General features: G+C 73.4%; 8 protein-coding genes and 1 pseudogene. 3 read left to right on the forward strand and 6 right to left on the reverse strand.

Annotation, left to right across the window (positions count from 1 at the left end; translation table 11 throughout):
* Window positions 1–414 precede the first annotated feature (414 nt).
* Window positions 415–2481, forward strand: a complete 2067-nt coding sequence (locus tag P1P75_RS34700; RefSeq protein WP_319262998.1) for a PhoX family protein — start codon at window positions 415–417, stop codon at window positions 2479–2481.
* 20 nt (window positions 2482–2501) lie between these two features.
* On the opposite strand, the gene P1P75_RS34705 is transcribed toward P1P75_RS34700, so the two are convergent.
* From P1P75_RS34705 to P1P75_RS34720, 4 genes are read right to left on the reverse strand one after another with little or no spacing between them, the layout of a single operon-like run.
* Window positions 2502–4451, reverse strand: a complete 1950-nt coding sequence (locus P1P75_RS34705; protein WP_319263000.1) for an FUSC family protein — start codon at window positions 4449–4451, stop codon at window positions 2502–2504.
* A 36-nt stretch (window positions 4452–4487) separates the two neighbouring features.
* Window positions 4488–5504, reverse strand: a complete 1017-nt coding sequence (locus P1P75_RS34710; RefSeq protein ID WP_319263002.1) for an endonuclease/exonuclease/phosphatase family protein — start codon at window positions 5502–5504, stop codon at window positions 4488–4490.
* The gene (locus P1P75_RS34715; RefSeq protein WP_150471927.1) at window positions 5449–5799 is read right to left on the reverse strand and encodes a hypothetical protein; all 351 of its coding nucleotides are present in this window, start codon (window positions 5797–5799) and stop codon (window positions 5449–5451) included. Before P1P75_RS34715 ends, P1P75_RS34710 begins: the two co-directional genes overlap by 56 nt.
* A gap of 60 nt (window positions 5800–5859) precedes the next feature.
* On the reverse strand, window positions 5860–6645 hold the full coding sequence (locus tag P1P75_RS34720) for an alpha/beta hydrolase (RefSeq protein WP_319263004.1): 786 nt from the start codon (window positions 6643–6645) through the stop codon (window positions 5860–5862).
* Between the two features lie 80 nt (window positions 6646–6725).
* Here P1P75_RS34720 and P1P75_RS34725 point away from each other — a divergent pair, with 80 nt between their 5' ends.
* Window positions 6726–8096, forward strand: a complete 1371-nt coding sequence (locus P1P75_RS34725; protein WP_319263006.1) for a PLP-dependent aminotransferase family protein — start codon at window positions 6726–6728, stop codon at window positions 8094–8096.
* On the opposite strand, the pseudogene P1P75_RS34730 reads toward P1P75_RS34725, so the two are convergent.
* A pseudogene (locus tag P1P75_RS34730) lies at window positions 8089–8913 on the reverse strand (hypothetical protein); the annotation flags it as partial. The gene P1P75_RS34725 and the pseudogene P1P75_RS34730 sit on opposite strands and share 8 nt — an antisense overlap.
* A 356-nt stretch (window positions 8914–9269) precedes the next feature.
* Complete coding sequence (locus tag P1P75_RS34735) at window positions 9270–9743, reverse strand: hypothetical protein (protein WP_319263008.1); 474 nt, start codon at window positions 9741–9743, stop codon at window positions 9270–9272.
* Between the two features lie 145 nt (window positions 9744–9888).
* Here P1P75_RS34735 and P1P75_RS34740 point away from each other — a divergent pair.
* The coding region (locus P1P75_RS34740; RefSeq protein WP_319263010.1) for a PP2C family protein-serine/threonine phosphatase at window positions 9889–11086 on the forward strand (1198 nt) is incomplete at its 3' end.

Here is an 11086-nt window from a genome sequence, read left to right on the forward strand (position 1 = left end):
GGGTGGGGACGACCGTCTCGGGGGTGGTCGTGGTCGGCTGCGGCTCGGGGTGGTTCGTGGGTTCCGTCTGCGAAGGAATCCGTGCCGCACCCTCCGCCTCTGCGGTCCGCTCCTTGCGAGAACGGCCGAATGCGTTCCGCAGGAGAGTGAGAATGCCCATGTGCGCAACCCTTCGCGTGAGTTGATCCCGTCAATCCCTGGCCAGGACGGACACGTAAGGTTAGCGGCCCCTGGTGGTGATCTTGGGCAGGGGTGAGTGGGCGTACGGGGGATGTGTCAATACCGCCCCTCGAACGGGTGAACACCCTTGTGGCTGCCGGGGATTCACTCACCGTTCACCCGGTGTCAGCGCCTCCGCACATATGTACCCCTACCGTCACGCTCACACCAAGTGCACGCAAGGGGAGTTTAAAGGTGCGCAAGCCGCTGCCGTTGATCGGAACGCCGTCCCAGTCCCACCCGGGCGGACGCTCCGCCATGACCTGTCGTTTCCGGTGTGGTGACGCCTGCTTCCACGAGGTGCCCAACACCAGCGGCAACGAGTACGTCGGCGATGTCATCGCCGGGGCGCTCAGCCGCCGCTCGATGATGCGTGCCGCCGCCGTCGTCACCGTGGCGGGCGCCGCCGGTGCCGCCGGTGTGGCCGGGGCGCGTCCCGTCGAAGCGGCCACCGCGGATCGGGTGAAGCCGTCCAAGCCGTCCGGGGCTCGCGGGCTGCGTTACAGCAGTGTCGCGCCCAACACCCTCGACGCCGTCGTCGTCCCGGACGGATACACGCAGAACGTCGTGATCCGCTGGGGCGAGCCCATCCTGCGGGGTGCGCCGGCCTTCGACCCGGAGAAGCAGACCGCTGCCGCGCAGGCGGGCCAGTTCGGGTACAACAACGACTTCCTGGCGCTGCTGCCGCTGCCGGGCGAGCGCAACCGGCAGCTGCTCGTCGCCAACCATGAGTACACCGACGAGGTGCTCATGTTCCGTGGCTACGACGCAGCCAACCCCACCCGTGAGCAGGTGGAGATCGCCTGGGCCGCGCACGGTCTCTCCGCGGTCGTCGTCGAGGGCGACCGCAGGACCGGCAGGCTCGTCGCCGTTCCCCGGCACCACCTCAACCGGCGGGTCACCGCCACCACCGAGTTCCGGCTGACCGGCCCCGCCGCCGGGTCCGACCTGCTGAAGACCTCCGCCGACCCGACCGGCACCAAGGTCCTCGGCACGCTCAACAACTGCTCCGGCGGAACCACGCCCTGGGGCACGACCCTGCACGGCGAGGAGAACTTCAACCAGTACTTCGCCAACAGCGGCCGGCCGACGGACAAGCGGTACGGGATCGGGACCGGCGCCACCGAGCGCAAGTGGGAGCGGTTCGACAAGCGCTTCGACGTGGCCCAGGAGCCGAACGAGTCGCACCGGTTCGGGTACGTCGTCGAGTTCGACCCGTACGACCCCTCGTCCACGCCGCGCAAGCACACCGCGCTCGGCCGCTTCAAGCACGAGGCCGCGACCATCCGGCTCACGCACGACGGCCGTCCCGTCGTCTACACCGGTGACGACGAGCGTTTCGACTACTTCTACAAGTTCGTCGGCAGCAAGCGGATGCGGCACGGCAGCAGCCGCTCGGTGCGCGAGCACAACCTCTCGCTGCTCGACGAGGGCACGTTGTACGTCGCGAAGCTGACGGGTGACTCGCCCGCCATCGAGATCGACGGAACCGGCAAGCTGCCCGACGACGGCGAGTTCGACGGCAGTGGTGAGTGGATCCCGCTGGCGACCGCCACCGCGAAGGGCGCCGTCTCGCACGTCGAGGGCATGACGGCCGACGAGGTGTTCGTCTTCACGCGTCTCGCCGGTGACAAGGTCGGCGCGACGAAGATGGACCGCCCCGAGGACATCGAGCCCAACCCGGTCACCGGCAAGGTCTACGTGGCGCTCACCAACAACACCAACCGGGGGAAGGCCGGCTCCGCCGGTGCCGACGAGGCCAACCCGCGCAACGCCAACAAGCACGGGCACGTCCTGGAGCTGACCGAGCGCTGGAACCGGGCGGAGTCGACGAGGTTCTGCTGGTCGCTGTTCCTGGTGGCCGGTGACCCGGCGGACCCGTCGACGTACTTCGCGGGCTTCCCCAAGGACGCCGTCAGCCCGATCTCCTGCCCGGACAACGTGGCCTTCGACCCGCACGGCAACCTGTGGATCTCCACGGACGGCGCGCAGCTCGGCTCGCACGACGGGCTGTTCGGTGTCGCCACCCGCGGCTCGCGGCGCGGTGAGCTGAAGCAGTTCCTGACCGTGCCGACCGGTGCCGAGACCTGCGGCCCGCTCATCCAGGAGCGGCGTGTGCTGATCGCCGTGCAGCACCCGGGCGAGCTGGACGGCGCGTCCGTCGAGACGCCGAAGAGCACCTGGCCCGACGGGCCCGGCAAGCTCGTGCGCCCGGCGGTCGTGTCGGTGTGGCGCGTGGACGGCGAGGACATCGGCGTCTGAACCCCCCACGTCACCGGTGTCTACGGCTGGTGCGGTGACGCGATCGTGCGCGCCGCCGCGACCTCCTGGCGGAGGGCTTCCAGGACGCTGTCCGCCGGGCCCGTGAGGTCGGTGCGGACGGGGTAGAGGACGTCGGTGTCCCGCAGGCCCTGCGACAGCTCGCGAAGCTGGCGGGCGACGTGCGCGATCTCCGCCTCGGACGGCGGTTCGGCTCCGTGTTTCACACGGACCCGGGCCGCCGTCGTCGCGTCCACGATCCGTTCGACGGCGACGACGAGCGGCCACCAGGCGGCGGCACGGGTCCCGGTGGGCGGCGGTTCGGTCAGGGCGCGCTGGAACTCCGTACGGATGACGGACAGGTCGCGGTAGAGGCGGCGGCGCATCCGTGCGCGGGCCGGGGGGTCGGCGTGGCTGCCGAAGGCGGACTCGGCGTAGCGGGCCGTGTCGGCGACGGCGTCGGCGAGGCGGTCGCCCACGCGCGTGTGCCAGCTCTCCGGCCACAGCAGATAGCCGGTGACCAGGGCGATGGCGCAGCCGATGAGGGAGTCCACCAGGCGGGGCAGGAGCAGGGCGGTGCCCTGGTGGTTGAGGATGTCGGAGAGGAGCAGGATCACGGGGGTGATGGCCGCGGTCTGGTAGCCGTAGCCGCGTGGCGTGAGGGCGGGGATCAGCGGGGCCAGCAGCAGCATCACGGGTACGTCCCACCATCCTCGCGGGACCTGCGAGAGCACCGCCGCCGCGACGACGAGGCCGGCGACCGTGCCGAGGGCGCGCAGCAGGGCGCGGGAGAAGACGGAGCCGAAGTCGGGCTTGAGGACGAAGGTGATCGTCAGGGCGACCCAGTAGGAGCGGGGGACGGTGATGATCGACACGAGGACCTGGGCGAGGCCGATGCACAGGGCGAGGCGCAGGCCGTAGCGCCAGGACGCGGCGGACAGCAGCACGTCGTGGGCCGCGCGGGCGGCGCGGACGCGGAGCGCGGCGGGCCGGCCGAGCCGGTCGACGAGGCCCAGGGGATCGACGTCGGGGGCGGCGACGACCTCGGCGGTGTGGCGCAGGGCATGGTCGATGGCGCGGCCGGTCTCCTCGGTGGGCATGGGCAGGCGGAGGCCGACCGGCCCCGTGAAGCCGGTCTCCACGGCCTGCGCGAGATGCCGTACGGCCGCCGGAACCTCGAGTGGGAGCGGCCGGCCGGCGAGGTGGGCGGCGGGGGCGGCCTCGACGACCGGGGTGATCGCGTTCAGCTGGGCCAGCAGCCGGGTGAGTTCGGCGCTGCGGCCGTGGTGACGGGCGCGGTGGGCGAGAACCAGGTCGTAGGACTGGTTCAGGGACTGGGTGACGGCGTGGCGGGCGTCCTCGTATGCGCCGGGAGTGGTGCCGGCGGAGGCGTCGAGGAGCGTGGCGACCGTGCGGTAGGTGCCGGCGACGGCGGCGCGTTCGGGGACGCCGGAGCGCAGCGGCCAGGCCAGCAGGGCGAGGAGCAGCACGAGGAGGCCGCCGCCGGTCATCAGGACGGGGGCGAGCCACCAGGCGCCGGGCATGGGCAGGCCCGCGCCGACGACGGAGTTGAGGAGCAGCAGCAGCCCGGACACGGAGGCGACGGCGCCGATCGTCGAGATCATCCCGGAGACGAGGGCGACGGCGGTCACTGCGGTGACGGCGAGCCAGCCGTGGCCGTACACGGCCGCGCCCAGGGTGATGCCGACGGCTCCGAAGGCCTGCGGGATCGCGATGTTGAGGATGCGTATCCGGTAGGCGTCGGCGGTGTCGCCGATGACGCCGGACAGGGCGCCCATGGAGGCGAGCGCGCCGTACTCGGGCCGGCCGAGCGCCAGTCCGATCAGCAGGGGCAGCGCCATGGCGAGCGCGGCGCGGGCGACGGCGGGCCGGTTGACGGGGGCCTGCTGGGGCCGCAGGTTCCGCACCAGCCAGTCGGGAGGGGTGAGGCCGATGGGAAGCTCGCGGGGCATGCGCTCATTATGGGCGCCCGCCGCCCACCACCCGGCTTATCGGGGCTGGTGCAGGGTGACGTCGACGAGCAGCGAGCGGTGGTCGGTGCGGGGCAGGTCGAGGAAGCGGGCGCGGCTCGCGGAGAACTCCCCGGAGACGAGGACGTGATCGATCTGCGTGCCGAGGACGGGGGCCGTGCGGCTGGGCCAGCTCGGTTCCCGGGGGCTGCCCGCGAGCCGGGCGGCGTCGCGCAGCCCGGTGTCGAGGATGCGGCGGAACGCGGCGTGGTCCTGGGAGGCGTTGAAGTCCCCGGCGAGGATCAGCGGCCCGTCGCCCCGGTGGTCGTCGGCGAAGTCCCGCAGCCGGCCCAGCTCCCGCTTCCACACGGTGACCTGGCGGGGCAGCGGCGGCTTGGGGTGCGCGAGCTGGAGCCGAACGGGACGCCCGTCGACGTCGGCGACGGCACCGGGCATGCCCATCACGCCGGGCACGACCGGGGAGGGCGTCAGCGGGTACCGGCTGAGGATGACCGACCCGACGGAGGTGTCCCCCTCCACGGCCTGCCGGTACGGAAACGCTGTCCCGAGTTCGCCGCGCAGGGTGGCCTGACAGCGATACTCGCACTCGGACACGAACACCACATCGGGCTTCTCCCGCCGTACGGTGCTCACGAGGGCGTCCGTCGCCCCGCCGAACTCCACGTTGGAGGCGAGCACCCGCAGCCGGGCGACGGCGAGGCCGTCGGGTTCGTCGGCGTTGCCGTACGGCTCGATGAACCAGGCGAGCATCCCGAGCAGGACGACGCTCCACACCAGCCCCGTCCACCAGCGGGCGAGCAGCGACAGCAGCAGCCCCGTCCCGGTGGGCACGAGCAGCCAGGGCAGGAACGCGAGCAGCTGGGGAAACGGGGTCATGGCGTCGGTGTCGGCGGTGCGGCACGCGAGGACGGCACTCACCCCGGCGAACAGCAGCCCCGCGCACCACGCCCCGAACGCCCGCCCGCGCCCGCGTGGCACGTCAGCGGAACTCCCGTACGACGTCGATGGTCCCGACGATGTGCGTGTTGAACTCATCCAGCTCCTCCGCCGGTACCCACAGCTCCAGGATGGTCTCTCCCCCGGCCTGCCGCACGGGATACCGGGTGAGGAAGTCGCTCTCCACCTCGAACCGGGTGACGTAGCCGACGCCGGACGCCGGGACGTTCCAGTCGCGGGCGATGCGGATCGCGTAGTCCTCGTTCAGAACGGGATAGAAGATCGGCTGCTCGGGCAGTCTCGGTGGCCACTCCCGCCATCCGGAGGCCTCCACCAGGGCCAGCTCCTCGGGCCCGGTGGGTCGCCAGAGGGTCGTCGTTGTCGTCTTGCTCATGCGGTGACGGTAGACGGGAGGACGACCGGCGGACCAAGGGTTTGCCACCGGCCCGCCGGGTCAGCCCGCGTCCACCCGTTCCAGGAACTCGCCCAGCACCGCGTTGAATTCCTCAGGGCGCTCCAGGTTGGGCATGTGGCCGCAGTGGTCGATCACGCGCAGGACCGAGTCGGGGAGGAGGGCGTGCAGGGTCTCCGCGTCGCGGACGGGGGTGTACTCGTCGTCCGCGCCGACGACGACGAGGGCGGGGGCGGTGACCCGGCGGAGCACGGGGCGGTAGTCGGGGCGTTCGGCCCGGCCGCGCAGGGCCGCGGCGGCGCCCTCGGGCGGTGTGGACGTCATCATGCGGTGGACGTGGGCCCGGACCGCGGGCGGGGCGTGCGGGGCGACCATCTTGAGGAGGACCTCGTCGGCGTAGCCGCGCATGCCCTCGGCCAGGAGACGGTCGGCGACGGCGTTGCGGGCGGCCTTGCCGGCGGGGGTCTCGGGTTCGGCGAAGGTGTCGGCGAGGACCAGGCCCCGGACGCGGTCGCCGAGGCGGTCGTAGCACTCCATGGCGATCTGGCCGCCCATCGACAGCCCGGCCAGCACGAAGGTGTCCACCGACAGGTCGTCGAGGAGGTCCTCGATGTCCTGGGCGAACCGGGAGAGGAGGGTGGTGCCGGGGGTGACCGGGGAGGCGCCGTAGCCGCGCAGGTCGGGGGAGATGACGCGGCGGGCGGGGGCGAAGGCCTCCCGTTGTGGGGCCCACATCGTGTGGTCGAAGGGGTGGCCGTGGACGAGGACCAGGGGGATACGTCCGGCGGTATCCGAGCCTTTGTCCTCGTATGCGAGGAAGGGTGCCATGCGTCGACCCTAGGTTCACCAACTCCTCGGTGCAATAAGATCTTTGCCCTCGGTGCAATGCCGGACGGGAAGGGGAAGCCGTGAGCGACTACCGGGTCATCGCCGACCGCATCGCCGACGACATCGCGCGGGGGCGGCTCGTGCCGGGGCAGCGGCTTCCGCCCCAGCGGCGGTTCGCGCGCGCCCACCGGATCGCCCCCTCGACGGCCGGACGCGTCTACGGCGAACTCGTGCGGCGCGGACTGGTGGTGGGCGAGGTCGGCCGGGGCACCTTCGTACGGGCCGCCCCCGCCGCACCCGAGGGCCGCGCCCTGGTCGAACCGGCCACCGCCGCGCCGGTCAACCTGGAACTCAACTACCCGTGCGCGCCCGGCCAGGCGGAGCTGCTCGCGCCCGGACTCGCGCCGCTGCTGCGGGCGGACGTGCTGACCGGAGCACTGGGCACCGGCGCGGCCGACGGCACCGCCGACGCCCGAGCCGCCGCGGCCCGGCTGCTCACCGTCCCCGGCTGGCGCCCCGAACCCGCGCGGTTCCTCTTCACGGGCAACGCCCGCCAGGCCATCGCCGCCGCGCTCGCCTCCCTGGTCCGGCCGGGCGGCCGCGTCGGCGTGGAGGAGCTGACGTATCCCCTGGTCAAGGAGATCGCCGGGCGGCTGGGGATCGTGCTCGTGCCGGTCGGCGGCGACGGTGAGGGGCCGCGGCCGGACGCCCTGCGGGCCGCGCACCGCGCCGCTCCCCTCTCCGCCCTGTACGTCCAGCCGGCCCTGCACAATCCGACCTCGCTGACCTGGAGCGAGGCTCGTAGGCACGAACTCGCCGGGACGGCCGTGGACTTGGCGCTGCCCGTCGTCGAGGACCGCATCTGGTCCTTCCTCCAGCCGGACGCCACCCCGCTCGCCGCCCACGCGCCCGGCCTGACCCACGTCGTCGACGGCCTGTCCAAGCGGGTCGCGCCCGGACTGACGGCCGGCTTCCTCGTCGTACCGCCGCACCGGGTGGACGCGGTGGCCGCCGCCGTGCGGTCCGGGGGGTGGAGCGCGGGGCGGTTCGCGCTGGAGGCGGCCGTGCGATGGGCCGGGGACGGGACCGTCGACCGGCTGGTGGCGGCGAAGCGGGCGGACGCGGCCCGTCGGCAGCGGATCCTCGCGGCCCACCTGGGCGCCTTCGCCGTACGAACCGACCCGCACGCCTATTTCGCCTGGTGGGAGCTGCCCTCGTCATGGCGGGCGGACACCTTCACGGCCGCCGCCGCCGCGCACGGCATCGCCGTCACCCCCGGCACCGCCTTCGCCGTCGACCCGCACCGCACACCGGACGCGGTCAGGCTCGGCCTGGCGTCCGCGACGGAGGCGGAGTTGGTGTGGGCGTTGCGCCGGCTGGCGTGGCTGGCACGGGAGTCGGAGCCGCCCGGCGGCGGCGGACCAGGCGGCCCACCCGTACGTATCGCGTGAGCCACACCCCGGCCGCCAACGTCAGCCCCACGGCCAGCAGGAACCAGGAGGCGGTGCGCAGGGTGGCCGTGAGGGCGTCGTAGACGGCCGCCGCCGCCGGGCGGCGGGCCTGGTCGGGGAGGTCGGTGAGGGTGAGGTGGCGGGCGAGCGAGATCGCCAGGCCGAGGAACGCGCCGCCCAGTGCCGTGCCCAGGGCGGCGGCGGTGAGGGCGCGGCGGCGGCAGGCCGCGACGGCGATGCCGGTCACGGCGAGGACGACGGCGGCCAGCGGCAGCCAGAATCCGGCGAGGTCGAGCACGTGGTAGCCCTTCCGGAGGGTGGCCAGCTCGGCGGCGGGCAGCAGCGCCACGCGGGTGTGCGCGAGCGGCACCCGTTCGGCGAACGGCAGGTTGTCCGCCACCAGTTGGGCGCGCACCCGACTCGCCACCGGGGCGAGGTCGACGGTGACCTCGCGCTCGCGGTCGTCGCGCAGGGCCGACATCACGGCGGTGTGCGCGGCCTCGTTGCCCGCGTCCCACGCGGTGCGGTAGGCGTGGGTGTGGGTGAAGGAGCGCAGCGCGTCCCGTACGAAGGGGGTGATCTCGGGGTGCAGCGGGCCGCGTTCGGCGGCGGCCCTGCGCAGGAGGTCGTCGCCGACGGTGTCCACCACGGCGTCCCGTACGGCCGGGTCGGAGGCGAGCGGCGCCATCGTGGTGACGTACCGGCCGGTGTCGGTGAGGCCGTACGCCGCCCAGGCCGCCAGTGCGCCGAAGGGCATCAGGAGGCAGGACAGGGCGATCAGGACGGCCGACACGGCGGTCCGCAGGCGTCGGGACACGCCTCCAGGCAAGGACGTACGGCCCCGGCGCGCGAGCCCGGGGCGGCCAGTCGGGTGCATCCCGGCGGTCCCGGCCGTCCCGCAGGGGGCCTGGGGATTCCGTCCTCCGGTGGAGCGTTCACCCGAACGGGTGTCTCATGGACCTGGGGAGAAGGAGGCGATCATGCGCACCACTCCGGCCCTGGGGACACCCTTCAGCTTCAGCTTCTCCTGTTCGTGGAGCTTCGGCGCCACCGAGACCTCGTCGGACGGGTGGGAGCGGATCCCGCTCGCCCGGTGAGTCGAGGGATGAGGGAAGACGTGGGCCCCGGCGAGAACCGCCGGGGCCCACGCACACGTGCGGCAGGCGCAGGGAGCTACGCCGTGCGGTGTCCCTCCGCGTCCTTGTGCGTGGAGTAGCGGTAGAACATCACCGCGAAGAAGCCCGCCGCGACCGCCACCGAGACGCCGGCGGAGTACAGCACGCTCGAACCGCTCTGGTTGATGAGGAAGCCGATCGCGCAGCCGGCGAACACCGCCCACATCAGGGCGTGCACTTCGCGCCGCATGCGCGGGGCCACGGCACGGATGCCGACGTACAGCACGATGAACGCGAGCGCCGCGACGAAGCCGAACAGGACGTTCCAGCCGGTGATCGGCCCGGCGCTGCGCCGGTTCGCCGCGGCCCAGTAGCCGTAGACGAGCCCGAGCGTGACGGGCACCGCCCACTTCATGACCAGGTGGGTCCGTGCGCCGAAGACATCGGTCGCGTCGCCTGCCCGGGACGGGGCCTCGGACGGGCCTCGCGTGCCTGGTGTCCGCATGCCCGGTGTGGGTGCCGCATGAGCCATGGGAGCACTCCTCTCTCCTCGCCCCCCGGCTTCCAGGGCACACCTGGCCAGGGGCGGAGGCAAGTCGGTGGGATGCGGTTTGCGGCGTGTGCGCCGGGGCGCCGACCGGGATGCGGCCCCCGTGCGAGCGTGCTTCGCTGAAACGGTGAGCGACCGAGGGGGCCAGGGGCTGCTCGCCCGTCACCCGCGTGCCCGGGGCGGGGACGCCCTGGAGCGCCAGAAGCTGCTTCAGTTCCGCGGCCGCAGCGTCACCTGGCTGGTGCCGCTGCTGATGCTGGTGGCCATTCCCGTCGTCGACCTCAACACGGGCGGAGAGTTCCGCATCGTCTCGTGGTGCGTGTTCGTCGCCGCGATCGCCGCCGCGCTGTGCGGGGTGCGGACGACGGCCGTCTTCGCGGTGCTGGGGGTGGTCACCTACGTCGCCGCGGACACCGCCTGGCCCTACCAGTACCGGGAGGGCCCCGCCGACCTCGTCCTCGTCCTGACCGGCGGGGTCCTGTCCGTGCTGGCCGCCGCGGTCCGGGTGCGCGGCGAGCGCCGGATGCTGCATATGCGGCACATCGCCGAGACCACCCGCCGTACGGTGTTGCGCCCGCTGCCGCCCGGCTGGGGCGGGCTCGACCACGCCGCCGTCTACCTCGCCGCCGACGCCGACGCCCGGGTGGGCGGCGACTTCTACGACATCCAGCCCGGACCGCACGGCACCCGCGTCCTCCTCGGCGACGTCCAGGGCAAGGGGCTGGGCGCGGTGGAGGCGGCGGCCGCGCTGCTCGGCACCTTCCGTGAGGCCGGCTACCACGAGGCGGATCTCGCGATGGTCGGCGAACGGCTGGAGGTCCGCATGCGGCGCCACCGCGCCCACACGGTCGCCCTCGGCCGCGCCGACGGGGACCGTTTCGCCACGGCCGTGCTGCTCGGCTTCCCCGCGGAGGAACAGGGGGTGGTCGACGTCGTCCTGTTCGGCCATGAGGCGCCGCTCGCCGCCGGTCCCCACGGGGTACGGTCGCTGCCGCACGCCGGCGGACTCCCCCTCGGTCTCGCCGAACTCACCTCCGGCGAACCCCCGCCGGTGCTGCGCGCCGCCGTCGCCCCCGAGGAGACGCTGCTGCTGGTCACCGACGGCGTCACCGAGGCACGGGACGACGCCGGCGCCTTCTACCCGCTCGCCGACGACATCGCCGCCGCCCTCGCCCGCGAGCCGCGCACCGCCGAACCGGACCGCCTGGTCGCCTACGTCCGCGACGGCACCCTGCGGCACTGCGGGGGCCGTCTCATCGACGACACGACGATCTTCGCGGTACGGCGTCGGGGCGCGGGGAGCACGCGGGGCGACGGGGGCGATC

Origin of the sequence: Streptomyces sp. ID05-39B (assembly GCF_033794725.1) — a bacterium.
Classification (GTDB): domain Bacteria; phylum Actinomycetota; class Actinomycetes; order Streptomycetales; family Streptomycetaceae; genus Streptomyces; species Streptomyces bobili.

Excerpts from the sequence above, each read along its gene's own strand:
- P1P75_RS34705 (WP_319263000.1), bottom strand. The coding sequence starts at position 4,451 with ATGCCCCGCGAGCTTCCCATCGGCCTCACCCCTCCCGACTGGCTGGTG.
- P1P75_RS34710 (WP_319263002.1), bottom strand. The coding sequence starts at position 5,504 with ATGAGTTCAACACGCACATCGTCGGGACCATCGACGTCGTACGGGAGT.
- P1P75_RS34715 (WP_150471927.1), bottom strand. The coding sequence starts at position 5,799 with ATGAGCAAGACGACAACGACGACCCTCTGGCGACCCACCGGGCCCGAG.
- P1P75_RS34720 (WP_319263004.1), bottom strand. The coding sequence starts at position 6,645 with ATGGCACCCTTCCTCGCATACGAGGACAAAGGCTCGGATACCGCCGGA.
- P1P75_RS34735 (WP_319263008.1), bottom strand. The coding sequence starts at position 9,743 with ATGGCTCATGCGGCACCCACACCGGGCATGCGGACACCAGGCACGCGA.